General features: G+C 73.2%; 25 protein-coding genes. 19 read left to right on the top strand and 6 right to left on the bottom strand.

Annotation, left to right across the window (positions count from 1 at the left end; genetic code table 11):
* The first annotated feature begins 93 nt into the window (after positions 1 to 93).
* The 6 genes from O7607_RS05705 (at position 94) to O7607_RS05680 (ending at position 7,507) form a co-directional block, all read left to right on the top strand.
* Positions 94 to 1,449 carry an ammonium transporter gene (locus tag O7607_RS05705; protein WP_269701504.1) on the top strand — a complete coding sequence of 452 codons (1,356 nt, stop codon included), beginning with the start codon at positions 94 to 96 and terminating at the stop codon, positions 1,447 to 1,449.
* A gap of 25 nt (positions 1,450 to 1,474) precedes the next feature.
* Positions 1,475 to 1,813, top strand: a complete 339-nt coding sequence (locus tag O7607_RS05700; RefSeq protein ID WP_013284578.1) for a P-II family nitrogen regulator — start codon at positions 1,475 to 1,477, stop codon at positions 1,811 to 1,813.
* Between the two features lie 17 nt (positions 1,814 to 1,830).
* Positions 1,831 to 4,095, top strand: a complete 2,265-nt coding sequence (locus O7607_RS05695) for a [protein-PII] uridylyltransferase (protein WP_269701502.1) — start codon at positions 1,831 to 1,833, stop codon at positions 4,093 to 4,095.
* 114 nt (positions 4,096 to 4,209) lie between these two features.
* Complete coding sequence (ffh, locus tag O7607_RS05690; protein WP_269701500.1) at positions 4,210 to 5,763, top strand: signal recognition particle protein; 1,554 nt, start codon at positions 4,210 to 4,212, stop codon at positions 5,761 to 5,763.
* 67 nt (positions 5,764 to 5,830) lie between these two features.
* The gene (locus tag O7607_RS05685; RefSeq protein ID WP_269701498.1) at positions 5,831 to 6,409 is read left to right on the top strand and encodes a Uma2 family endonuclease; all 579 of its coding nucleotides are present in this window, start codon (positions 5,831 to 5,833) and stop codon (positions 6,407 to 6,409) included.
* Positions 6,410 to 6,427: 18 nt separating this feature from the next.
* Positions 6,428 to 7,507: an amidohydrolase family protein gene (locus tag O7607_RS05680; protein WP_269701497.1), complete on the top strand. Its 1,080-nt coding sequence runs from the start codon at positions 6,428 to 6,430 to the stop codon at positions 7,505 to 7,507.
* Positions 7,508 to 7,571: 64 nt separating this feature from the next.
* Here O7607_RS05680 and O7607_RS05675 read toward each other — a convergent pair whose 3' ends face one another.
* Positions 7,572 to 8,165 (bottom strand): TetR/AcrR family transcriptional regulator, encoded by a 594-nt coding sequence (locus O7607_RS05675; RefSeq protein WP_269701495.1) that lies wholly within the window; start codon positions 8,163 to 8,165, stop codon positions 7,572 to 7,574.
* 25 nt (positions 8,166 to 8,190) lie between these two features.
* Positions 8,191 to 8,721: a hypothetical protein gene (locus tag O7607_RS05670; protein WP_269701493.1), complete on the bottom strand. Its 531-nt coding sequence runs from the start codon at positions 8,719 to 8,721 to the stop codon at positions 8,191 to 8,193.
* Between the two features lie 69 nt (positions 8,722 to 8,790).
* Between O7607_RS05670 and proS the strand changes: the two genes are divergently transcribed.
* From proS to O7607_RS05610, 12 genes are all read left to right on the top strand, one after another.
* A complete protein-coding gene (gene proS, locus O7607_RS05665) occupies positions 8,791 to 10,197 on the top strand; it encodes a proline--tRNA ligase (protein WP_269701492.1) in 1,407 nt (468 codons plus the stop codon).
* Position 10,198: 1 nt separating this feature from the next.
* On the top strand, positions 10,199 to 10,867 hold the full coding sequence (locus O7607_RS05660) for a DUF402 domain-containing protein (RefSeq protein WP_269701491.1): 669 nt from the start codon (positions 10,199 to 10,201) through the stop codon (positions 10,865 to 10,867).
* A 242-nt stretch (positions 10,868 to 11,109) separates the two neighbouring features.
* Positions 11,110 to 11,565, top strand: a complete 456-nt coding sequence (gene rpsP, locus O7607_RS05655; RefSeq protein ID WP_269701490.1) for a 30S ribosomal protein S16 — start codon at positions 11,110 to 11,112, stop codon at positions 11,563 to 11,565.
* Positions 11,540 to 11,800 carry an RNA-binding protein gene (locus O7607_RS05650; RefSeq protein ID WP_026268109.1) on the top strand — a complete coding sequence of 87 codons (261 nt, stop codon included), beginning with the start codon at positions 11,540 to 11,542 and terminating at the stop codon, positions 11,798 to 11,800. The genes rpsP and O7607_RS05650 overlap by 26 nt, the downstream gene beginning before the upstream one ends.
* Complete coding sequence (gene rimM, locus O7607_RS05645) at positions 11,800 to 12,339, top strand: ribosome maturation factor RimM (protein ID WP_030500802.1); 540 nt, start codon at positions 11,800 to 11,802, stop codon at positions 12,337 to 12,339. The genes O7607_RS05650 and rimM overlap by 1 nt, the downstream gene beginning before the upstream one ends.
* Positions 12,340 to 12,352: 13 nt before the next feature.
* Positions 12,353 to 13,141: a tRNA (guanosine(37)-N1)-methyltransferase TrmD gene (trmD, locus tag O7607_RS05640; protein WP_269701489.1), complete on the top strand. Its 789-nt coding sequence runs from the start codon at positions 12,353 to 12,355 to the stop codon at positions 13,139 to 13,141.
* Positions 13,142 to 13,284: 143 nt separating this feature from the next.
* Positions 13,285 to 13,644, top strand: coding sequence for a 50S ribosomal protein L19 (rplS, locus tag O7607_RS05635; protein ID WP_013284591.1), 360 nt, complete (start codon positions 13,285 to 13,287; stop codon positions 13,642 to 13,644).
* Between the two features lie 168 nt (positions 13,645 to 13,812).
* Positions 13,813 to 14,694, top strand: coding sequence for a signal peptidase I (gene lepB, locus O7607_RS05630; RefSeq protein ID WP_269701487.1), 882 nt, complete (start codon positions 13,813 to 13,815; stop codon positions 14,692 to 14,694).
* Complete coding sequence (lepB, locus tag O7607_RS05625) at positions 14,691 to 15,323, top strand: signal peptidase I (protein ID WP_269701485.1); 633 nt, start codon at positions 14,691 to 14,693, stop codon at positions 15,321 to 15,323. The genes lepB (O7607_RS05630) and lepB (O7607_RS05625) overlap by 4 nt, the downstream gene beginning before the upstream one ends.
* Before the next feature lie 90 nt (positions 15,324 to 15,413).
* On the top strand, positions 15,414 to 15,881 hold the full coding sequence (locus tag O7607_RS05620; protein WP_269701483.1) for an NUDIX hydrolase: 468 nt from the start codon (positions 15,414 to 15,416) through the stop codon (positions 15,879 to 15,881).
* Positions 15,875 to 16,756 (top strand): ribonuclease HII, encoded by an 882-nt coding sequence (locus tag O7607_RS05615; protein WP_269701482.1) that lies wholly within the window; start codon positions 15,875 to 15,877, stop codon positions 16,754 to 16,756. Before O7607_RS05620 ends, O7607_RS05615 begins: the two co-directional genes overlap by 7 nt.
* Entirely contained in the window at positions 16,753 to 17,076 is a 324-nt protein-coding gene (locus O7607_RS05610) for a DUF2469 domain-containing protein (RefSeq protein WP_011905215.1), read from the top strand. The genes O7607_RS05615 and O7607_RS05610 overlap by 4 nt, the downstream gene beginning before the upstream one ends.
* 12 nt (positions 17,077 to 17,088) lie before the next feature.
* Here the strand turns inward: O7607_RS05610 and O7607_RS05605 are convergent, their stop codons facing one another.
* Positions 17,089 to 18,195, bottom strand: coding sequence for a sulfite oxidase (locus tag O7607_RS05605; protein WP_269701481.1), 1,107 nt, complete (start codon positions 18,193 to 18,195; stop codon positions 17,089 to 17,091).
* Positions 18,192 to 18,851, bottom strand: a complete 660-nt coding sequence (locus O7607_RS05600; protein ID WP_269701479.1) for a methyltransferase domain-containing protein — start codon at positions 18,849 to 18,851, stop codon at positions 18,192 to 18,194. The genes O7607_RS05605 and O7607_RS05600 overlap by 4 nt, the downstream gene beginning before the upstream one ends.
* 279 nt (positions 18,852 to 19,130) lie before the next feature.
* Here O7607_RS05600 and O7607_RS05595 point away from each other — a divergent pair, with 279 nt between their 5' ends.
* Positions 19,131 to 19,715: a murein hydrolase activator EnvC family protein gene (locus O7607_RS05595; protein ID WP_442929519.1), complete on the top strand. Its 585-nt coding sequence runs from the start codon at positions 19,131 to 19,133 to the stop codon at positions 19,713 to 19,715.
* Between the two features lie 32 nt (positions 19,716 to 19,747).
* Here O7607_RS05595 and O7607_RS05590 read toward each other — a convergent pair whose 3' ends face one another.
* Positions 19,748 to 20,929 (bottom strand): aminotransferase class V-fold PLP-dependent enzyme, encoded by a 1,182-nt coding sequence (locus tag O7607_RS05590; RefSeq protein ID WP_269701475.1) that lies wholly within the window; start codon positions 20,927 to 20,929, stop codon positions 19,748 to 19,750.
* Between the two features lie 88 nt (positions 20,930 to 21,017).
* Positions 21,018 to 22,091: a tyrosine recombinase XerC gene (locus O7607_RS05585; protein WP_269701473.1), complete on the bottom strand. Its 1,074-nt coding sequence runs from the start codon at positions 22,089 to 22,091 to the stop codon at positions 21,018 to 21,020.
* Between the last annotated feature and the right edge of the window lie 329 nt (positions 22,092 to 22,420).

The following is a 22,420-nucleotide window of genomic DNA, read 5'->3' as shown; positions in this document are numbered from 1 at the left end:
ACAGCCGGCGACAAAGCTTCCGCGCAACCGGCTGACGGGCGATGCTGCCAGGTCTCAGTCGGAGGGAGGAATACGACAACGAGAGGAGGCAGCGTGGAGATCGACACCGGGAACACTGCCTGGTTGCTTGTCTCGACTGCCCTCGTGCTGCTCATGACCCCCGGTCTCGCGCTGTTCTACGGCGGGCTGAACCGGTCCAAGGGCGTTCTGAACATGATGATGATGAGCTTCTCGTCCATCGGGCTCGTCAGCATCCTGTGGCTTTTCTACGGCTTCACCGTCGCCTTCGGCGAGGGCGGCAAGTTCTGGGGTGACCTGGGCCAGTACCTGGGCACCAAGACCTTCGTCGGCGAGAACGACCTGTGGGGCGAGACGGGTATCCCGATCTACGTCTTCATCGCCTTCCAGATGATGTTCGCGATCATCACCGTGGCGCTGATCAGCGGCGCGCTGTCCGACCGGGTGAAGTTCGCCGGCTGGCTGCTGTTCGCGTTCGGCTGGGCCACCCTGGTCTACTTCCCGGTCGCCCACATGGTCTGGGGCGGCGGGCTGATCGGCGGCGACATCGGCGCGCTGGACTTCGCCGGTGGTACCGCTGTGCACATCAACGCCGGTGCGGCGGCGCTCGCGCTGGTGCTCGTGCTCGGCAAGCGGGTCGGCTGGCCGCGCGAGAGCATGAAGCCGCACAACGTCCCGATGGTCGCCCTCGGCGCCGCGCTGCTGTGGTTCGGCTGGTTCGGCTTCAACGCCGGCTCCGAGCTGACCGCCGACGGGGTCACCGCGCTGGCGTTCATCAACACCCAGGTCGCCACCGCCGCGGCGCTGCTCGGCTGGATCGTGGTGGAGTGGGTGCGCGACGGCAAGCCGACCCTGGTCGGCGCCTCGTCCGGCGCCATCGCCGGTCTGGTCGCGATCACCCCGGCCTGTGCGTTCATCACCCCGGCCGCAGCGGTGCTGCTGGGTGTGGTGGCCGGTGCGGTCTGCGCCGTCGCGGTCGGTCTGAAGTACCGGCTCGGCTACGACGACTCCCTCGACGTGGTCGGCGTGCACTTCGTCGGCGGCTGGATCGGCTGCCTCTGGATCGGCCTGTTCGGCACCGCCTCGGTCAGCTCGCTGGTGGAGACCGACGGCCTGTTCGTCGGCGGCGACGCCACGCTGCTCGGCAAGCAGGCGATCAGCGCGCTGATCGTCAGCGTCTACTCCTTCGTGGTCGCCTTCGCCCTGGGCTTCGTGATCGACAAGACGATCGGTCTCCGGGTCTCCGCCGAGGCCGAGGTCGACGGCATCGACATCACCGAGCACGCGGAGAGCGGCTACGACCTGTCGCCCACCACGGGCAGCAGCGGTGGCGCGTTCGCGATGGCCGGGATCGGCGCCGGCAAGCCGGGGGCGGAGCCCGCCGTCGAGCCCGACGAGTCCGCGCCGGTCAGCGAGAAGGTCGCCGGTTAACGTTCCTGGGATGGAGGGGTTGGACATGAAGCTGGTGACCGCGGTCATCAAGCCGTACCAGCTGGACGCGGTGAAGGAGGCCCTGCACGCGCTCGGCGTGGCCGGGCTGACCGTCAGCGAGGTCCAGGGCTACGGCCGGCAGAAGGGGCACACCGAGGTCTACCGGGGTGCCGAGTACACGGTCGAGTTCCTGCCCAAGATCCGGGTCGAGGTGCTCACCGACGAGATGGACGTCGACAAGATCGTGGACGCGATCGTCGGCGCCGCCCGGACCGGCAAGATCGGCGACGGCAAGGTCTGGGTGACCGGCGTCGAGGAGGTCGTCCGGGTACGCACCGGCGAGCGCGGGCTCGACGCCCTCTGATCGCCGGACCCGCCGACGTGACCTCGTTGACCACGGCCGCCGCCCCCACCGGGGACGGCGCGCCCGTGGTCAACGAGGTCGCCGGCGTACCCGGGGGCGTCGGCGCGGCCGCCCGGTCCGCCCGGGCCGACGCGCTCGACGCCTGGCTGCGCCGGGCCTTCCCGGACCGCCACGGCGTCGCGCTCGTCGCGGTGGGCGGGCTGGGCCGCCGCCAGTGCGCCCCCTACGGCGACCTCGACCTGGTGCTGCTGCACGCCGGGGTACCCGGCATCGACGAACTGGCCGCGTCGCTCTGGTATCCGATCTGGGACGCCGGGCTGCGGCTCGACCACTCGGTCCGCACCGTCGCCGAGGCGCTGTCGGTGGCCCACGACGACGTCAAGGTCGCCCTCGGCCTGCTCGACGCCCGGCACGTGGCGGGCGACCCGGCGCTCACCGACCAGCTCGCCCGTACCGCCACCGACCACTGGCGGCGGACCGCGATCCGCCAGCTCCCCGGCCTGCGCGAGATCACCGCGACCCGCTGGGAGGCGCACGGCGAACTGGCGTTCCTGCTCGAGGGCGACCTCAAGGAGGCGGCCGGCGGGCTGCGCGACGTGGGCATCCTGCACGCCATCGCCACCGCCGGGGTCACCGACGCGCTCCGCCCCGCCGTACACGCGGCGCACCGGCGGCTGCTGGACACCCGCGACGCGCTGCACCAGCAGGTGGGCCGCCGCGTCGACCGCCTGGTCGCCCAGGAACGCGACGGCGTGGCACGCCTGCTCGGAGCCGAGGACGGCGACGCGCTGCTGCGGCTGGTCGCCGGCGACGCCCGCACCGTCAGCCACGCCCTCGACGACGCCTGGCGGGCCGCCGACCGGCTCCGCTCCGGCCGGCACCGCGCCGCGCCCGGCCGTCCGCTGCGCCGCCCGGTCGCCCGGGACGTGGTGGAGCAGGACGGCGAACTCGTGCTCGCCCGCACCGCCATCGGGGCCCGCCCCGACCCCAGCCTGTCGCTGCGTGTGGCCGCCGCTGCCGCCACCACCCGGCTGCCGATCGCGCGTGCCACCTGCGAGTGGCTGGCCGCGTACTGCCCGCCGCTGCCCGCGCCCTGGCCACCGGCGGCCCGCGACGCGCTGATCACCCTGCTCGGCGCCGGTCCCGGCCTGGTGCCCGCCTGGGAGACCTGCGACAGGTACGGGCTGATCGACCGCTGGCTGCCCGAGTGGACCCGGATGCGCAGCCTGCCCCAGCACAACCCGGTGCACCGGTTCACGCTCGACCGGCACCTGGTGCAGACCGCGTACGAGGCGAGCCGGCACACCCGCGACGTGGAACGCCCCGACCTGCTGCTGCTCGGCGCGTTCCTGCACGACATCGGCAAAGGGCTGGACGGGGACCACTCGGCCGTCGGCGCGCCGCTGGCCGAGGCGGTGGCCACCCGGATCGGGCTGCCGCCGGAGGAGGCGGCGCTCATCGGCACGCTGGTCCGGCTGCACCTGCTGCTGCCCGACGTGGCCACCCGGCGTGACCTGTCCGACCCGAAGACCGTCGCCGGGGTCGCCGAGCGCGTCGGCGACACCGGCACGCTGGAACTCCTGCACGCCCTGGTCCGCGCCGACGCCGCCGCCACCGGCCCGGCCGCCTGGTCCGGCTGGAAGGGCCGGCTGATCGCCGAACTGGTGAGCCGGGTACGGACCACGCTGGACACCGGCGTGGTGCCCGCCCCACCGGCCCCCGACCCGGCGCTCGTGGCCGGGCCGCTGCCTGTCGTACACCTGGGGGAGGACCGGGTGGCGGTGGCCGCCGCCGACCGGCGCGGGCTGCTCGCGACGGTGGCCGGGTGCCTGGCGCTGCACCGCCTGGAGGTGATCTCCGCGGACGCCGCCACCGTCGACGGCCGGGCCCTGGTGCAGTGCCGGGTGCAGCCGCGTTACGGGCTGGCCCCGGACCCGATCGCGCTCAGCGCCGACCTGCGCCGCGCGGTCGGCGGTGACGTCTCGGTCATCCAGCGGCTGCGCGGCCGAGCCCTGGCGGCGCGCAGCCAGGGCGCCGCGCCGCGCGTGGTGTGGCACCGGGAGGCGGCCACCGACGCGGTCCTGCTGGAGCTGCGGGCCGCCGACGCGGCCGGACTGCTGTACCGGATCACCTGCGCGCTGGACGAGGCGGGCGCCCAGGTGCGGGCCGCCCGGATCTCGACGCTCGGCGGCGACGTGGTGGACGCGTTCTACCTGGTCGGTGGCTGGCCCTCGGACGAGGAACGGGCCCGGATCGAGGCCGCCGTCCTCGCCGCCGTGTAGCGGAACGGGCCGCCGGGCCGGAGCGGGCGGGTGGGCGGCGGGCTACCCTAACGGTGGGCTGGACCACCGGCCCGGCAGCATGTGCCCGCCGAAAACGACAAACGGGATGTTCGCGTGTTTGACACCTTGAGTGACCGCCTGTCCGGGATCTTCACCAAGCTCCGCGGCAAGGGCCGGCTCACCGACGCCGACATCGACGCCACCGCGCGCGAGATCCGGATGGCGTTGCTGGAGGCCGACGTCGCCCTGCCGGTGGTCAAGGGCTTCATCGCGAACGTCAAGGAGCGGGCGCGCGGCGCCGAAGTCTCCCAGGCGCTCAACCCGGCGCAGCAGATCGTCAAGATCGTCAACGAGGAGCTGATCAACATCCTCGGTGGCGAGGGGCGGCGGCTCCAGTTCGCCAAGCAGCCGCCGACCGTGATCATGCTGGCCGGTCTCCAGGGTTCCGGCAAGACGACGCTCGCCGGCAAGCTGGCCCGCTGGCTCAAGAGCCAGGGCCACCAGCCGCTGCTCGTCGCCGCCGACCTCCAGCGTCCCAACGCCGTCGGGCAGCTCCAGGTGCTCGGTGGCCGGGCCGGGGTCGAGGTGTACGCCCCGGCGCCCGGCAACGGCGTCGGCGACCCGGTGCAGGTGGCCCGCGACTCGATCGAGCACGCCCGCCGCGCCGCCCGGGACATCGTCATCGTCGACACCGCCGGCCGGCTCGGTATCGACACCGAGATGATGCAGCAGGCCGCGAACATCCGCGACGCGGTCCAGCCCGACGAGGTCATCTTCGTCATCGACGCCATGGTCGGCCAGGACGCGGTGCGCACCGCCGAGGCGTTCCGCGACGGCGTGGGCATCACCGGCGTGGTGCTGTCCAAGCTCGACGGTGACGCCCGCGGTGGTGCCGCGCTCTCCGTCCGCGAGGTGACCGGCCAGCCGATCCTGTTCGCCTCCACCGGCGAGAAGCTGGAGGACTTCGACGTCTTCCACCCGGACCGGATGGCCAGCCGGATCCTCGGCATGGGCGACGTCCTCACTCTGATCGAGCAGGCCGAGGCGGCCTTCGACTCCGATCAGAAGGAGAAGATGACCGCCAAGCTGATGGGCGGGGAGACCTTCACGCTGGAGGACTTCCTCGATCAGCTCATCGCGGTCCGGCGGATGGGTCCGATCGCCAACGTGCTGGCCATGATGCCGGGCATGGGGCAGATGAAGGACCAGCTCGCCGAGCTGGACGACAAGCACTTCGACCGGGTCACCGCGATCATCAGGTCGATGACCCCGGCCGAGCGCACCAACCCGAAGATCATCAACGGCTCCCGCCGGGCCCGCATCGCGAACGGCTCCGGCGTCACCGTCATGGACGTCAACCAGCTGCTCAACCGCTTCGCCGACGCGCAGAAGATGATGAAGCAGATGGGCGGCATGATGGGCCTGCCCGGCGGCGGGCGGCGCAAGGCGACCAAGTCGCCGAAGAACAAGCGCAAGGGTACGAAGGGCGGCGGCCGGCCGCGTACCGGCGCCGGGATGCCGGGCGGCTTCCCGGGCGGCATGCCGCAGCTCCCGCCGGGCCTGGACCCGGGCGACCTGGCCGGTGGGCAGGGCCTGCCGCCGGGCTTCAAGCTCCCGAAGATCGACTTCAACAAGCTGGGCAAGGGTGGCGACAAGGGCTCCCGCTAGCGTGTCGGTGACGGTGGGCGACATCGCTGTCTCTTAGGGTGATGTCGCCCCCTGGAAGGAGATGTCAATGACCGCGGCCCCGATCCTGCCGGAGCGGCACGAGTGGACGGTCGACGACCTGGGCGAGCTGCCCAAGGACCTTCCGTACGAACTGATCAACGGAAGGTTGATCGTGCCGTCGCCCACTCTGCTGCACCAGGACATGTGTGTCGAGTTACTACTCGCGCTTCGCGTGAACTGCCCGAAGGAGTACCAGGTCGGCATCGACCTGTCGATGCGGGTCGACCACCGGAACGAGCCCCGGCCGGACGTCGTCGCGGTCGTGCGGGGTAACGCCAACCGCAGCCCGCTGCCGGTCGAGGACGCGGTGCTCGCCGTCGAGGTCATCTCGCCGACCTCCACCTTCCGCGACATGTACGACAAGGCCAGGGTCTACGCGTACGCGGGCGTCCGCTCCTACTGGGTGCTCGACCCCATCAAGGAGAAGATCACGCTGACCGAGTACGCGCTCGGCGCCAACCTCGAGTACAAGCAGGTCGGTCAGACAGACGACGTGTTCGTCACCGAGCGGCCGTGGAAGGTCTCGATCGATCTGCCGGCGCTGACCGCGCGCCGCAACGACCTGCTCGCCGGCGAGGAGGGCTGATCGGGTAGGACTGTGCACATGGCTCTGCACGTGCGCGGTGTGTTCCTTCCCGACGACGAGGTCCGGGACGTCTGGCTGGTCGGCGACCGGGTCACCTTCGAACCGGTGCCCGGCGCCGAGACGGTGGCCGACGGCGGCTTCGTGCTGCCCGGCCTGACCGACGCCCACTGCCACATCGGCATCGCCCGCGGCGGCAGCCCGATCACCTCTCTCGACCAGGCACGGGACCTGGCCCGGATCGACCGGGACGCGGGCGTGCTGGCGATCCGCGACGCCGGCTCGCCGTACCCGTACCCCGAACTGGAGGACGAGCCGGACCTGCCGCGACTGGCCCGCGCGGGCCGGCACGTCGCGCCGCCGAAGCGCTACCTGCGCGACATCGGTGTGGAGGTCGGCGCGGCGGAGGTCGCCGCGACGGTGGCCGCGCAGGCCGCGGCCGGCAACGGCTGGGTCAAGCTGGTCGGCGACTGGATCGACAGGGGAGTGGGCGACCTGGCGCCGGCCTGGGACGCCGACACGATGACCGCGGCGGTCGCCGCCGCGCACGCCGCCGGGGTACGCGCGGCGGTGCACACGTTCTCCGAGTCGGCGGTGGAGATCATGGTGCGGGCCGGGGTGGACTCGGTGGAGCACGGCACCGGGCTGAGCCTCGACCTGATCGACCTGATGGCCCGGCAGGGCACCGCGTTGGTCCCCACCATGATCAACATCCGGACGTTCGGCCACATCGCGGAGCAGGCCCGGCCCAAGTTCCCCGGGTACGCCGACCACATGCTCGCCCTGCGCGACCGCTTCCCCGAGGTGGTGCGCGCCGCGCACGAGGCGGGCGTGCCGATCTACGTCGGCACCGACGCGGGTGGCGGTATCGACCACGGCCTGGCGGCCGAGGAGATGCTGCTGCTGCACGAGCAGGCCGGGATGTCCGCGCCGGACGTGCTCGCCGCCGCCTCCTGGCGGGCCCGGGAGTGGCTCGGCTTCCCCGGCCTGGTCGAGGGCGGCCTCGCCGACCTGGTGGTCTACCCCGAGGACCCGCGCCGCGACCTGCGCGTGGTCCGGACGCCCAGCCGGATCGTGCTGCGCGGCCGGGTCGTCCGCTGACGGACCGGGTCGCTCGCCGGCCGGCCGTCGTCATCGCGGGCGGCCAGCCGGGCGGGTCATCGGTCTAGCGGGCCGTCGCCGCCGTCAGGAACAGGCGCACCGCCAGGTCGGCCAGCCGGTCGGCGGTCTCGTCGACAGGGCCACCGGGCAACACGATGTGGCTCACCACCAGGCGTACGACGCTGTCCGCCGCGAACGCCAGGGCTGCCGGATCGGCGCCGGGCAGGCGTTCGCCGGTCCACTCCAGCAGCGCCCGCGCGGCCTCGGCGAGCACCAACTCGGACCGGGTGGTCAGATAGGGCAACAGCTCCTCCGAGCCGCCCGGTGTGCTCGTCAGGACCGCCCGCACCAGCGGGTTCTCGGCGGCCGAGGCGAGGGTGCGGTGGATCGCCGCGTACGCGGCCGCGCGGACGTCGGCGTCGTGCTCGTCGAGCGCGGACCGGACCTGGCCGACGAACCGGTCCACCTCGTACCGGGCCAGCGCCTCGCCCAGGCCCGCCTTGGTGCCGAACTCGTTGTAGACCGTCTGCCGGCTCACCCCCGCCGCGCTCGCGACCGCACCCATCCGGACCCCGGCCCAGCCGGTCGTGACGGTCAGCGAACGGGCGGCGTCGACGATCGTGTCGCGCACCGGAGTGGCGTTTCTCGGCTTAGGCATGGTGATCGAAGTCTACGGTCGCGGTTCAGCGCACCTCGAGTTCGTACTCCGCCTCGACCCGGAGCCGTCCGCCGTCGTGGCCGGCGAAGGTCAGGCGGTGCGTTCCCGGCGCGGGCGGCGGCACCAGACCCCACAGGCCCCAGCAGGAGACGTGCACCGGCCACGGCCACGCGGTGACGACGTTGTTGAAGAACCCCCGGACGGGGAACGAGGCGGGGGAGCCCGCCGCCCGCACCGGCACCGCGACCCCGTCCAGTTCGGCGTGCCCCTCGGCGTGGGGCATCGGCGGGACCGGGTCGTCCCGGCGGCCGAACGTCCAGCAGCAGATCGCCGGGAAGAACAGGGGGCGACCCGCCGGCACCACGCAGCGCCGGCTGACCCTTCCGCCCTGCGTGCCCGCGAGGAACCACACGTCGTCGGGCTGGTGCCGCCCGCCGTGCCGGCCGGTGGTGTCCTTGAGCGGGTTGACCGGCTGCCGGTGGGCGGCCACCCAGGCCACCCACCGGGCGGCGAGCGGGGCCAGCGCCGGTGCCGGGTCGAGGTCGGGGGGAAGCATGACGGCAGATGGTAGTGCGGGCGCGCCCGGCTGCGCCGACCCGTCACGGGACGCATAGGATGTGCGGTCATGGCACGCGTGCTCACTCCCCGTGCGGAGGACTTTCCCCGCTGGTACCAGGACCTGATCGCCAAGGCGAAGCTGGCCGACAACGGCCCGGTCCGGGGGACCATGGTGATCCGACCGGCCGGCTACGCCATCTGGGAGCGGATGCAGGCCGAGATGGACGCCCGGATCAAGGCGGCCGGCGCGGAGAACGCGTACTTCCCGCTGTTCATCCCGGAGAGCTACCTCAAGCGGGAGGCCGAGCACGTCGAGGGCTTCTCGCCGGAGCTGGCGGTCGTCACGCACGGTGGCGGCAAGCAGCTCGCCGAGCCGGTGGTGGTGCGCCCCACGAGCGAGACGGTCATCGGCGAGTTCATGGCCAAGTGGATCGACTCGTACCGTGACCTGCCGCTGCTGCTCAACCAGTGGGCGAACGTGGTCCGGTGGGAGCTGCGCCCGCGGATCTTCCTGCGCACCAGCGAGTTCCTCTGGCAGGAGGGGCACACCGCGCACGCGACCCGTGAGGACGCCCGCGCCTACGCGCGGCGGATCCTGCACGAGGCGTACGAGGACCTGATGGTCAACGTGCTCGGCATCCCGGTGGTGGTCGGCCTGAAGACCGCCCGGGAGCGCTTCGCCGGCGCCACCGCCACGTACACGTGCGAGGGCATGATGGGCGACGGCAAGGCGCTGCAGCTGGGCACCAGCCACGAGCTGGGCCAGAACTTCGCCAAGGCGTTCGACATCAGCTACTCCTCGGCCGAGGGCGGCCGGGAGCACGCGTGGACCACGTCCTGGGGCACCTCCACCCGGATGCTCGGCGGCCTGATCATGTGCCACGGCGACGACAACGGGCTGCGGGTGCCGCCGAAGCTGGCGCCGGTCCAGGCGTACGTGATGGTCGTCAAGGACGGCGAGGGCGTGAGCCAGGCGGCGGCCAAGCTGTGCGACGCGCTGCGCGACTCCGGGGTCCGGGTGGCGCTGGACGACCGGACCGACACCGCGTTCGGCCGCCGCGCCGTCGACGCCGAGCTGCGCGGCTACCCGGTCCGCGTCGAGGTCGGCCCGCGTGACCTGGCCGCCGGCAACGCGGTCGTGGTCCGGCGTACGGACGGCTCGAAGGCCCCGACGCCCGTCGCCGACGTGGTCGGCGCGGTCCTGGCCGCGCTGGAGGCCGACCAGCGGGCGCTGCACGACCAGGCGCTGGAGTTCCGCCGGTCCCGCACCGTCGAGGTGTCGACGCTGGCCGAGGCGATCGAGGCGTCCGCCACCGGCTGGGCGCGGGTGCCGTGGTCGGCGGTCGGTGTCGAGGGCGAGGCCGAGGCGAACGGCCAGGGCGTGACGGTCCGCTGCCTGGTACGCGCCGACGGCTCGGTGCCGGACTCGGAGGACGAGCCCGACCTGGTGGCGATCCTCGCCCGCGCGTACTGAGATGCGGCCCGGCGATCCGGCCGGCCGGTTCGCGCCGGGGCGGCTGATCCTGCACCGGAACGTGCGGCACGGCCGGATCGGCTGGGTCCGGTCGGCCCGCGTGGTCTCCGACGACGAGCGCGGCCTGCTGCTCTGGGTGGCGCGGACAGCGCCCGTCGCGCACGAGGTGACGGAGGCCGGCCTGGGCATGCGGGCCGTGCCGTTCGCCGAGTGGGTGACGTCGTCCTACCGGCTCGCGCAGGGGCTGTGGAACGGGCCGCCGGTGCTGAAGTTCCTGCCCACGGGCGCGGCCCACTCGGTCTGGTGGTTCCGCGACGCCGCCGGCCGCTTCCAGAACTGGTACGTCAACCTGGAGGAGCCCGGCGTCCGCTGGGACGACGGCGCGGTGGCCGGCGTCGACATGGTCGACCAGGACCTCGACGTGGTGGTGTACCCGGACCGCAGCTGGGAGTGGAAGGACGAGGACGAGTTCGCCGAGCGGCTGGCGTTCCCGGAGCACTACTGGGTGACCGACGAGAAGGCGGTACGCGCCGAGGGCGAGCGGGTGATCCGGATCGCGGAGGCGGGGGAGTTCCCGTTCGACGGCACATGGTGCGACTTCACTCCACCGGCGGAATGGGACGTACCGGACGAACTTCCGCCGGGGTGGGACCGCCCGCCGGTGCGCTGAAGCGGTGTCCTCAGTCACGGCCCGGCCCGGCCCGGGCGTGGTGTCCGGGTCCGGTGTGAGAGTTCCGGTCCGGATCTGGCAGAATGGTTCGCTGGTATCCGGCACGCGTCCGGCGCCCTCTAACCCGGGCGCGTCGCCAGTTCACCGAGCAGTCTCCGGCCCAAACCCCACTGTGCCGGTCGGCGCTCACCCGCCACACCGCCCGTACGGGCCGGTGAGATCGCAACAGGAGCGAAACAACTGTGGCCGTAAAGATCCGGCTCCTGCGGATGGGCAAGATCCGCAACCCGCAGTACCGCATCGTCGTCGCCGACTCGCGCACCAAGCGTGACGGTCGCGCGATCGAGTTCGTCGGTGTGTACCAGCCGAAGGAAGACCCTTCGGTGATCGAGGTCAAGTCGGAGCGGGTCCAGTACTGGCTCTCGGTCGGCGCCCAGCCGAGCGAGGCCGTGCAGCGCCTGCTGGAGCTGACCGGTGACTGGCAGAAGTTCAAGGGCCTGCCCGCGCCGCCGCCGCTCAAGGTCGCCCCCGAGCGGGCCGACCGCAAGGCGGCGTACGAGGCCGAGGCGAAGGCCGCCGCCGGCGTCGCGGACACCCCGGCCAAGCCGGCCAAGAAGGCCGCCGCCAAGGCGGAGGAGCCGAAGGCCGAGGCCAAGGCCGAGGAGCAGACCGGTGCCGAGTCCGGCGAGCAGGCCTGACATGCCGCTGCGTCCCGCTCTGGAGCACCTGGTCAAGGGCATCGTCGACCACCCGGACGACGTCCGGGTGCGCATGGTCGACTCCCGTCGGGGCAAGCGCCTCGAAGTCCGCGTGCACCCCGAGGACCTCGGCACGGTGATCGGGCGGTCCGGCCGGACCGCCAAGGCGCTGCGCCAGGTGATCGGCTCCATCGGCGGGCGTGGGGTACGCGTCGACATCGTCGACTCGTACTGATGCTTCTCGTCGTCGGCCGGATCGGTAAGCCGCACGGCATCCGCGGTGAGGTCACCGTGGAGGTGCGTACCGACGAGCCCGAAGCACGGTTCGCCCCCGGTTCGGTGTTGACCACCGAACCGGGGGTCACCCCGTCGGAGCCCGGCGCCTGGCGGGTGCCGCCGACACTCACCGTCGAGGCGGCCCGCTGGCACCAGGGCCGCCTGCTGGTGGCCTTCGAGGGCGTGCTGGAGCGCGACGTCGCCGAGGCGCTGCGCAACACGCTGCTCGGCGTGGACAGCGCCGACGTCGCCCCGCCGGAGGACCCGGAGGAGTTCCACGACCACCAGCTGGTCGGGCTCGCCGTGGTCACCCGCGACGGCGAGCACGTGGGCGAGGTGGCCCGCATCGACCACGCGCCCGCGTCCGACATGCTGGTGCTGCGGCGCCCCGAGGGGCGTACCGCGCTGGTCCCGTTCGTCAAGGCGATCGTGCCCGAGGTGGATCTGGCCGGCGGTCGCGTCGTCGTCGACCTGCCCGGCGGCCTGCTCGACCTCTAGCTGGAGCCGTCGCATGCGCGTCGACATCGTGTCGATCTTCCCCGAGTACTTCGCCCCGCTGGACCTGTCGCTCATCGGCAAGGCCCGGGCGAACGGCACGCTGCGGCTGGCCGTACACGATCTGCGGACCTGGACCCACGACGTGCACCGCACCGTCGACGACACGCCCTACGGCGGCGGTCCCGGCATGGTCATGCGGCCGGAGCCGTGGGGTGAGGCGTTGGACGCGCTGGCGCCCGACGAGCTGAGCCCGGACGGGCACACACTGCCCCGGCTGCTCGTACCGTCGCCCGCGGGCGTCCCGTTCACCCAGGCCCTCGCGCACGAGCTGGCCGCCGAGTCGCACCTGCTGTTCGCCTGCGGCCGGTACGAGGGCATCGACCAGCGGGTGCTGGACCACGCCGCGACCCGGATGCCGGTGACCGAGGTCTCCCTCGGTGACTACGTGCTGTTCGGCGGCGAGGTGGCCGTGCTGGTGATCCTGGAGGCGGTCACCCGGCTGCTGCCCGGTGTGCTCGGCAACGCCGGGTCGCTGGACGAGGAGTCGCACGCGCACGGGCTGCTGGAGGCCCCGCTCTACACGAAGCCGGCGAGCTGGCGCGAGCTGGACGTGCCCGAGGTGCTGCGCTCCGGCGACCACGCCAGGATCGACCGCTGGCGGCGGGACGAGTCGTTGCTGCGGACCGCGGCCCGGCGTCCCGACATGATCGCCGCACTGCCCCCGGAGACGCTCGACAAGCGGGACCGGGCGGCGCTGGACCGGGGCGGATTTTCCTCGCCACCGGGGCATGTGGCAAAGTAGAGGGGTTGCCGCATCCGTCCGCGCCGTGGGCGGCTGCGAGGACCCTCGACCGGGGCCGGCCTCGCCGGTCACCACCCGGGGGTCAGAATCACCCATCCGCGCATCGACTGACGATGCGCCGTGAGCCTCACGAGGACGCAGCGATGAACATCCTGGACGCCCTTGACGCCCAGTCGAAGCGTACCGACCTGCCCGACTTCCGTGCCGGTGACACCGTCAAGGTGCACGCGCGGGTCGTCGAGGGCAACCGGTCCCGGGTCCAGATCTTCCAGGGCGTCGTCATCCGCCGCCAGGGTGACGGCCTGCGCGAGACCTTCTCGGTCCGCAAGGTCAGCTTCGGTGTCGGCGTGGAGCGGACCTACCCGCTCAACGGCCCGGGCATCGACCGGATCGAGGTCGTGACCCGCGGTGACGTGCGTCGCGCCAAGCTCTACTACCTGCGCGAGCTGCGCGGCAAGAAGGCCAAGATCAAGGAGCTGCGGGAGAAGCAGCCGGCGAACTGAATTCCGTACGCCACGCCGCCCGAGCTGCGCGGATGTCGTATCGACCGGACCGCACTACCCTGGTCGGTACGGGCGCAGCCGGACGGTGCGAAACGGTCCACTACCGCCCGTGGGGTCTCCGAGGGGACTCCCGGGCGGTAGTGTCGTTTCCGCGGACCGGAGAGTGGCATGGTGCAGATGGTTGACGAGGACGGCACCGTCGATCCCTGGCGTCGGCGGGCCCGCCGCGGCCGCCGGCAGATGCCGCTCTGGCAGGAGCTGCCGCTGCTGCTGATCGTGGCGTTCTGCCTCGCGGTGCTGATCCGCACGTTCCTGCTCCAGGCGTTCTTCATCCCCTCCGGGTCGATGGAGAACACGCTGCTCGTCGGCGACCGGGTGCTCGTCAACAAGGTCGTCTACGACGTCCGCGACCCGGTTCGCGGCGAGGTGGTGGTGTTCCGGGGCACCGACCGCTGGGTCGCCCAGGAGGCGCCCGCGCCGCCGGCCAACTTCGCCGGGCGGGTCGGCCGCACGCTCGGCGACCTGGTGGGCGTCAGCCGCCCCGGCGAGAAGGACTTCATCAAGCGCGTCATCGGGGTGCCGGGCGACAAGATCTGGTGCTGCGACGACGGCCGGGTGGTGGTCAACGGGGTGCCGCTGGACGAGCAGGCGTACCTCTTCGAGGACTCCCCGGTCGAGTTGCCGCCCAATCCCAAGGAGTGCCGGTCCCGGCAGTTCACCGAGGTGGTGGTGCCGCCCGGGCAGATCTTCGTGATGGGTGACCACCGGCTGGTCTCGCAGGACGCCCGATGTCAGGGGCCGGTGCCGATCGAGAACGTGGTCGGCCGCGCCTTCATGATCGTCTGGCCGTCGCAGCGGTGGACCGGTCTGCCCGTACCGGAGACGTTCACCGGCGTGCCCCGCTCGGACGCCGCGCCGGCGGTGCCGGTGCCGGTGGATCCCGACCCGGTCGGCGGCGTCGTCCTGATCCTCCCGGTCGCAGCGACGCTCACCGTTCTGGCGGGTTCGGGGCGACCGCGCCGTACCCGGCGACGTAGGCTCCACCCGTGATCGACGAGCAGACCGAGAAGCCCCGCAGCTCCTTCTGGAAGGAGCTGCCCATCCTCCTGGGCGTGGCGATCCTGGTCGCGGTGCTGGTGCGTGCCTTCGTGCTGCAGACCTTCTTCATCCCGTCGCCGTCCATGGAGAACACCCTCAAGATCGACGATCGGGTGCTTGTCAACAAGCTGGTCTACGACTTCCGCTCCCCCCACCGGGGTGAGGTGATCGTCTTCAAGGCGCCCACCGAGTGGAGCGGCAACCCCGACGGCGAGGACTTCATCAAGCGGGTCATCGGCGTCGGCGGCGATCACGTGGTCTGCTGCGACCGCACCAGCGGCCAGGAGCGGCTGGTCATCAACGGCAAGCCGATCGACGAGCCGTTCATCTTCCCCGGCAACAAGCCCGCCGACCAGGACTTCGACATCACGGTGCCGAAGGGGCGCCTGTGGGTCATGGGTGACCACCGGGAGGCGTCCGGCGACTCGCTGGAGCACTGGCAGCAGTCCGGCGAGGACATCAACGTGGCGACCATCCCCGAGGGCGAGGTCGTCGGCCGGGCCTTCACCATCTTCTGGCCGGTCAGCCGCGCGACCTGGCTCAGCGTTCCGGAGCAGTTCGACGGGATCCCCAATCCCTGAGCAGGCCCGCGCCACGCGCCGGCACGCCGGGCTCCGGCCGGCGGCGGGAGGGCGTGGTCGTTCGTCGCAGGCGTCTGGCAGGCTGGTGCGGTGACCGTCTACACCCCTCGTCGCGCGGCCCGGGTGCTGCTGGTCGACGCGTCCGACCGGGTGCTGCTGTTCCAGGGCAGTGATCCGGCCCGGCCGGGTCACCGCTACTGGTTCACCCCCGGCGGCGGGCTGGACCCGGGGGAGTCCCCGGCTGACGGCGCCGCCCGGGAACTGGCCGAGGAGACCGGCCTGCGGCTGGCCCCGGCCGAGCTGGGCGCGCCGGTCTGGGCGGACACGGTCGAGTTCCCGTTCGACGGTGTCTGGTACCGCCAGGAGCAGCAGTTCTACCTGGTCCGGGTGACGGGCTGGGAGGTCGACACGGCCGGCTTCAACGACGTCGAACGGGCGAGCGTGCACGGGCACCGCTGGTGGCCGGTGGCGGAGCTGGCCGCCTCGGCCGAGCGCTACTACCCGCCGGACCTGCCCGGCCGGCTCGGCGCGGTGCTGGCGGGAGGCGGCGCATGCTGACCCCGCCGCGCACCGTGGTCCGCCGCGACGGCGGCCTCTACGCGCTGGAGCGGGCCCTGCAGCGGCGCGGTTTCCGGCACGTGGCGGGCGCCGACGAGGCCGGTCGTGGCGCCTGCGCCGGGCCGCTCGTGGCCGCCGCCGCGATCCTGCCCGAGGGCCGGCGCGGCGAGATCGACGAGCTGGCCGATTCGAAGCTGCTCACCGCCGCCGCCCGCGAGCGCGTCTACGACGAGGTGGTGGCGCGGGCCCTGGCGTACGCCGTGGTGGTCATCCCGGCCGAGGAGGTCGACGCCCGCGGGCTGCACGTGTGCAACCTCGCCGCGATGCGCCGGGCGCTCGCCTCGCTGACCACCCGCCCGGAGTACGTGCTGACCGACGGCTTCGGCGTCGACGGGCTGGACGTGCCGGGCCTGGCGGTCTGGAAGGGTGACCGGGTGGCCGCGTGTGTCGCGGCGGCGAGCGTGCTCGCCAAGGTCACCCGGGACCGGATGATGGTGGAACTGGACGGGCGGTTCCCCGGCTACGGCTTCGCCGAGCACAAGGGCTACATCACCGCCGAGCACAGCGCCGCCCTGCGTGCGCTCGGGCCCTGCCGGGAACACCGCTTCTCGTACGTGAACGTGGCCGCCGTCTCCGGACGGGACGGCCGGCCTCCCCGCGCCCGCCGCCCGGCGGGCGACGGCGCCGGCGTGGCGCCGCCCGAGCCCGCGGCCGGGCTGCCGGGTCTCGGGCCCGGCGCGTTCGCCGGGCGCCCGGACGAGCCGATGGGGCACTGCGGCGCGTCAGGGGGTACCGTCGGCGTGGCGTTGGGCGAGCAGCCGCGACCTCCGGCGTCAGTGGGGGAAGATGTGGTCATGGAAGGCGGAGTGCGATGAGCGCGGAAGATCTCGAGAAGTACGAGACCGAGATGGAGCTGCAGCTCTACCGGGAGTACCGCGACATCGTCCGCCAGTTCTCCTACGTGGTGGAGACCGAGCGCCGGTTCTACCTGGCGAACCAGGTCGACCTGCACGTGCGCAACTCCGACGGCGAGGTCTACTTCGAGGTCGAGATGCACGACGCCTGGGTGTGGGACATGTACCGCCCTGCCCGTTTCGTCAAGAATGTTCGAGTAATGACGTTCAAGGACGTCAATGTGGAAGAGCTCGAAAAGCCCGACATCTCGCTTCCCGCAGATTCCGGATTCGGGAGCTGACCGGGCGCCGGATCACTGCGCCGGCACTACCACCTCGACCCGCTGCACCAGGTTGTTCGCGAACCCGCCCCGGTTCCACGGCTGCTCGACCGGCTGGGTACGCCCCGACGCGTCGGTCGCCCGGGCACCCAGCACGTACCGCCCCGGCGTCGCCGTCCAGCTCACCGACCACCGGCGCCAGGCCCACTCGCCCCCGGACGGCTCGTCCAGCACCGCCGGCGTCCACGTCTCGCCGCCGTCCGTCGTCACCTCGACCGAGGTCACCGGCGCGTGGCCGGACCAGGCCCGACCGTCCAGAGTGCACGGCCCCGGCCGCAGCACCCGGGTGCGGGACATGAAATCCGGGAAACCGGGCGGACGCACCAGCGCGCGCGGCTCGATCCGGGTCACCGGCACGCCCGGGTCGTCGGCGTCGCGCCGCAGCCGGTAGGCCACCGCGTTCTGGTAGCCGTCGAACGGCTCGGTCGTCACCGTGATGTCGCGCAGCCACTTCACGTGCGCCATGCCGTACCAGCCGGGCACGATCAGGCGCAGCGGCGCGCCGTGCTGCGGCAGCAGGGGAGCGCCGTTCATCTCGTACGCCAGCAGCACCTCCTCGCGCAGCGCGTCGGCCACCGGCAGCGCCCGCTGGTAGTCCTGCTCGACGCCGCGCTCCACCCCGTGGTCCGCGCCGGTGAACACCACGTCCACCGCGTCGCCGGACAGGCCGGCCTCACGCAGCAGCGGTGCCAGCGGCGTACCGGTCCACTCGGCGTTGCCCACCGCCTCCACCAGCCAGGGCTGGCTGACCGGACGGGGACGGAGCAGCGCCCGGCCGTTGCCGGCGCACTCCAACGTCACGCGCTGGGTCACCCGGGGCCGGTCGCGCAGCGCCGCCAGGTCCAGCCGCAGTGGACGCTCGACCGCGCCGGACACGCTCAGGGCGTACGCGGCCGGGTCGACGTCCGGGATGTCGTAGTGGATGAGCAGGTAGTGCAGGCCCGCCGGGGTCACGTCGTACCGCAGCGCCTCCAGCGGGATGCCGTGGTTGCGCGCGGCGAGCTGGAGCTCCTCGGTGCTGATCGCCTCGTCCGGCCCGGCCACCCGGGAGGGCCGGCTGACGTCGTCCACTGTGGTCATGACTGCTCCGTCCGCTCCAGCATGTCGTAGCCCACGAACGTGAACATCCGCACCCCCGGCGCCAACGGGCGGGGCGTGCCGGTGAAGCGGTGAGCGCCGACGCCCACACCGTCGGCGGGGCTGTTCACCGCCACCGGCTCGAAGCCCTCCTCGGCGAACCAGTCGCAGATGACCGGCACGAGGTCCGGCTCGCGGCGGTGCCGCGTCCACAGCACCGTGCCGCCGGTGGCGCAGAGCGAGGCGCAGTGCCGCACCGTGGCCCGGATGTCGTCGTCGGTGATGTTGCCGAAGATGCCGCAGACCAGCACCAGATCCGCCGGGGCCAGATCGGCGTAGCGGTCGGTCAGCGAGGCGTCCCCGGTCACCACCTCCACGCCGGTGAGCCCCGCGTCGGCGGCGGCACGGCGGGCCAGGTCGGTGTTACGGGCGTCCAGCTCGACCAGGCGGGCGGTCACGTCGCCGCCCCGGGGGTGGGTGGCCAGCACCGGAATCAGGTCGCGGCCCTGACCCGCGCAGAGACTCAGCGCGCGCAGCGGGCCGGGGGGTGCGGCGTCGAGCGCGTCGGAGACACGCTGCCGCACCTCGGCGAGTCGCCGGGCCAGCGCGGACTCGGGCTGGTCGTAGTCGTTGTGCCAGGCGTACCAGTCCTTCGTCACCCGGCCAGCATAGGCGTCCCGGCCGTAGCAGATCGGCCCCGATTTCGGCGCCCGTCCACAGTCGGTGCCTCGTCCACAGGCCGCTCGTGCGGGGTTCGCGGGACGGTGCCCGGGGCCGGCAGGGTGGCCGGCGTGCGTATCTCGATCTCTCCGGCCGGCCGGGCCGTGCTGTCGGTGCTGTTCTTCGCGGCTTGCCTGCCGGGTGCCTCCGCGCCGTCCCGGGTGGTGCTGTCGTCCTCGGCCGGGCCGCTGTCGTCCTGGACCGGTGCCCATTCGTTCGTGGCCGGGCCGTTCGCCGGTTCTGCGGCAGGTGCCTACTCGTCCGTGGCAGGGCCGTTCCCCGGTTCCTCGGGGGATGCCTCGGCAGCCGGTGACCCGATGGCGGGTGTCTCGGGGGCGGGACGTCGGGCTGCGCCCGGTGAGCGGTTCCGGTGGCCGCTGCCGGGTGCGCCCCGGGTGGTGCGGCGGTTCGACCCGCCGCCGCAGCCCTGGCTGTCCGGGCACCGGGGCGTCGACCTCGCGGCCGCGCCCGGTGCGCCGGTGCTGGCGGCCGGCGCCGGGATCGTCCTGTTCGCCGGTACGGTCGCCGGTCGGCCGGTGCTCACCGTCGGCCATCCCGACGGGTTGCGCACCACCTACGAGCCGGTCCGCTCCCGGGTCACCGCCGGCGCCCCGGTGGAGGCCGGCACGCCCGTCGGTGACCTGCTCGCCGGGCATCCCGGGTGTGTGGAGGCGGCGTGCCTGCACTGGGGACTGCGCCGCGACGCGGAGTACCTCGACCCGCTGGCCCTGCTCGGGCTCGGTCGGGTTCGGTTGCTGCCGCTGCACCCCGTCCCCGACGGTTCCGCGGTTGTCGCCGGCTGATCGGCCGCTGCGCCGGTCGGCGGCGCGCGGGCTCAGCGCTGGGCGAGCAGCGTGGGCAGCCGGACGGCCAGCCGGTCGTACTCGTCGGGGGTGTTGTAGACCTGGCCGCACAACCGCAGGTAGCCGCGGCCGTTCCAACCGGCGATCGACACCTCGGCGGAGAGCCGGTCGGCGATCCGGGTCCGCAGCTCCCGGGCCGCGTCCAGCGTCGTCGCGACACCGGGCGGCAGCGGCACGAGCCGCATGGCGACCGCCGGTCCGCCGGGCTCCGGCAGCCGCTCCGGCGCCACACCGAGCGCGTCCCCGACGACCCGTTGGCCGTACGCGGCCAGCGCCGCGTTGTGCGCGCGTACCCGGTCGACGCCGAGGCTGCGCAACGTGAACAGGCCCACCGGCGCGGCCAGCCAACCGGTGTAGTCGAGCGTCGCCTGCCACTCGACCCGGACCGGGAAGCCGCTGTCCTGCTCCCACGAGACGACGAGCGGCTGGATCTTCTCCCGCCACTGCGGCGCCACCACGAGCGCGGCGGTCCCGCGTGGCGCGTACGCCCACTTGTGCAGGTTGCCGACCCAGAAGTCGGCGCCGACGGACGCGACGGTGGCGGGCAGCATGCCCGGCGCGTGGGCGGCGTCCACCAGCACCGGCACGCCCCGCTCCCGGGCCACCGCGACGATCGCCGCGGTCGGGAACAGCCGGGCGGTCGGCGAGGTGAGCTGGTCGACGATCAGTAGCTTGGTACGCCCCGGACGCAGCCCGTCGCGGACGATCTCGACCACCTCCTCGTCGGTGGCGGTCAACGGCACCGGCAGGGTGCGGGACACCGCTCCGGTGCGGGCGCACTCCCGGGCGACCGACAGCGCCACCGCCCCGTACCCGTGGTCGGTGGTCACGATCTCGTCGCCGGGGCGCAGCGCCAGCGACTGCAGCACCACCGCCGCACCGGTGGTGGCGTTGCCGACGAGCGTGGTGCCGTCCGGGTCGGCGCCGAGGAACGCGGCCAGGTGCCGCCGGGCGTGGGCGATCCGGTCGACCAGGCCCTGCGTGAAGAACCGCAGCGGGTTGGCCTCCATCTCGTCACGCAGGCGCTGCTGGGCACGCTGCACGGCGATCGGTACGGCGCCGAACGAGCCGTGGTTGAGATGGCTGACGGACGGATCGAGGGAGAAGAGCAGCCGAGCCCCGGGAATCGGCTCGGGCGGCTGCGGCACCGTCATCCACCGATCCTAGCCCGAGATGGATCATGCGCCGGCCGGATTCCGCCCGCTGACCGTTCCACCGACGCTGCCTGCGCGCCCGTGGCGGTCAGGCGCGGGGGTGGGCCTGCCGGTACGCGGCGCGGAGCCGCTCGACCGAGACGTGCGTGTAGATCTGGGTGCTGGCGAGCGACGAGTGCCCCAGCAGCTCCTGCACGGCGCGCAGGTCCGCGCCGCCTTCGAGCAGGTGCGTCGCGGCCGAGTGGCGCAGCCCGTGCGGAGTCACCCTCGGCACCCCGGCGGCCCCGGCCCACCCGGACACGATCCGCCGCGCGGTGGTCGGGTTGAGCCGCCCGCCTCGCGCCCCGAGCAGCAGCGCCCGGCCCGAGCCCGGGGCCAGCAGGGCGGGTCGCCCGTCGCGCAGCCAGGCGTCGAGCGCCCGCTGGGCCGGCACCCCGTAGGGCACCGAGCGTTCCCGTCCGCCCTTGCCCAGCACGCGTACCACCCGGCGGGCCTGGTCGACGTCGGTGACGTCCAGACCGCACGCCTCGCTGATGCGTACCCCGGTGCCGTAGAGCAGTTCGAGCAGCAGCCGGTCGCGCAGCAGGACCGCGTCAGGCGGGCCGTCGCCGGCCGGGCGGGCGGATGCCCGTTCGCCGGCTGCCCGTCCGGCGGCCGTTCCGTGGTCGGGTCCGAGCCCGGCCCAGTCGGGGTGGACCGTCGAGCTGTCGGCCCCGGGCTGGCCCGGGCGCTGCCGAGACGGGGCCTCCACCAGGGCGGCCGCCTGGTCGGCGCGCAGCACCGTGGGCAGTTCCCGCCGCGCGCGAGGGCTGGCCAGCGGGGCCGCCACGTCGTCGGCGAGCAGGCCGGTCCGGTGTGCCCAGGCGCTGAACGTCCGGGCTGCGGCCGCGCGCCGCGCCATCGTCGTCCGGGCCGCACCCATGGTCCGCTGTTTCGCCAGCCAGCTGCGCACCACGGCGAGGTCCAGCTCGGGCAGCTCGGCACAGCCCATCCGGACCGCGTGGTCCAGCAGCGACACCAGATCCGTGACGTACGCCCGGACGGTGTGGACGGAGCGGTTGCGGACCCGCGACAGGTGGTCGGCGAAGTCGTCCACCGCCTCGCGCATCGAGGCGGGTAGCTCCTCGTGCGCGTCCCGCGTGCCGCGCTGCCGCTTGCTCATCGCGGCACCCGGTCCGGGCGTACGCGGTCGCGGCGCGGGAGGCGGACACCGATCACCGCCTCAGGGTAAGGCCGAAGCGCCGCCGTTCGCCGTGCCGCCGGCCCCGCCTCGCCGTGCCGCCGCCGACGCGCCGCCCTCGTCGTGCCGTCGCCCGGTCGTGCCGTCGCCCGGCCGCCGCTCCGCCTTCGGGCATCGGCCGGCGACAGCCGTGTGCCGTCGGCCGCTTGGGTTCCGGCCAGGGATATGTGACGGCGCGCTGAGCGGGGTAGCAGAAGCGGGTCTGGACAGGGGAAACTCGTGCTGCGGCACGCTCCGGTGCGGCAACCGGC

Origin of the sequence: Micromonospora sp. WMMA1949, assembly GCF_027460145.1 — a bacterium.
Classification (GTDB): Bacteria; Actinomycetota; Actinomycetes; order Mycobacteriales; family Micromonosporaceae; genus Micromonospora.
Note: the sequence above shows the minus strand (reverse complement) of the source record. Positions and strands in the feature narration are given on the sequence as shown.

Bases quoted from the DNA above. Each gene is read 5' to 3' on its own strand.
- O7607_RS05700 (WP_013284578.1), top strand. From the start codon at position 1,475: ATGAAGCTGGTGACCGCGGTCATCAAGCCGTACCAGCTGGACGCGGTG.
- O7607_RS05685 (WP_269701498.1), top strand. From the start codon at position 5,831: ATGACCGCGGCCCCGATCCTGCCGGAGCGGCACGAGTGGACGGTCGAC.
- O7607_RS05680 (WP_269701497.1), top strand. From the start codon at position 6,428: ATGGCTCTGCACGTGCGCGGTGTGTTCCTTCCCGACGACGAGGTCCGG.
- O7607_RS05675 (WP_269701495.1), bottom strand. From the start codon at position 8,165: ATGCCTAAGCCGAGAAACGCCACTCCGGTGCGCGACACGATCGTCGAC.
- O7607_RS05670 (WP_269701493.1), bottom strand. From the start codon at position 8,721: ATGCTTCCCCCCGACCTCGACCCGGCACCGGCGCTGGCCCCGCTCGCC.
- proS (WP_269701492.1), top strand. From the start codon at position 8,791: ATGGCACGCGTGCTCACTCCCCGTGCGGAGGACTTTCCCCGCTGGTAC.
- O7607_RS05660 (WP_269701491.1), top strand. From the start codon at position 10,199: ATGCGGCCCGGCGATCCGGCCGGCCGGTTCGCGCCGGGGCGGCTGATC.
- rimM (WP_030500802.1), top strand. From the start codon at position 11,800: ATGCTTCTCGTCGTCGGCCGGATCGGTAAGCCGCACGGCATCCGCGGT.
- trmD (WP_269701489.1), top strand. From the start codon at position 12,353: ATGCGCGTCGACATCGTGTCGATCTTCCCCGAGTACTTCGCCCCGCTG.
- rplS (WP_013284591.1), top strand. From the start codon at position 13,285: ATGAACATCCTGGACGCCCTTGACGCCCAGTCGAAGCGTACCGACCTG.
- lepB (WP_269701487.1), top strand. From the start codon at position 13,813: ATGGTGCAGATGGTTGACGAGGACGGCACCGTCGATCCCTGGCGTCGG.
- O7607_RS05615 (WP_269701482.1), top strand. From the start codon at position 15,875: ATGCTGACCCCGCCGCGCACCGTGGTCCGCCGCGACGGCGGCCTCTAC.
- O7607_RS05610 (WP_011905215.1), top strand. From the start codon at position 16,753: ATGAGCGCGGAAGATCTCGAGAAGTACGAGACCGAGATGGAGCTGCAG.
- O7607_RS05605 (WP_269701481.1), bottom strand. From the start codon at position 18,195: ATGACCACAGTGGACGACGTCAGCCGGCCCTCCCGGGTGGCCGGGCCG.
- O7607_RS05590 (WP_269701475.1), bottom strand. From the start codon at position 20,929: ATGACGGTGCCGCAGCCGCCCGAGCCGATTCCCGGGGCTCGGCTGCTC.
- O7607_RS05585 (WP_269701473.1), bottom strand. From the start codon at position 22,091: ATGAGCAAGCGGCAGCGCGGCACGCGGGACGCGCACGAGGAGCTACCC.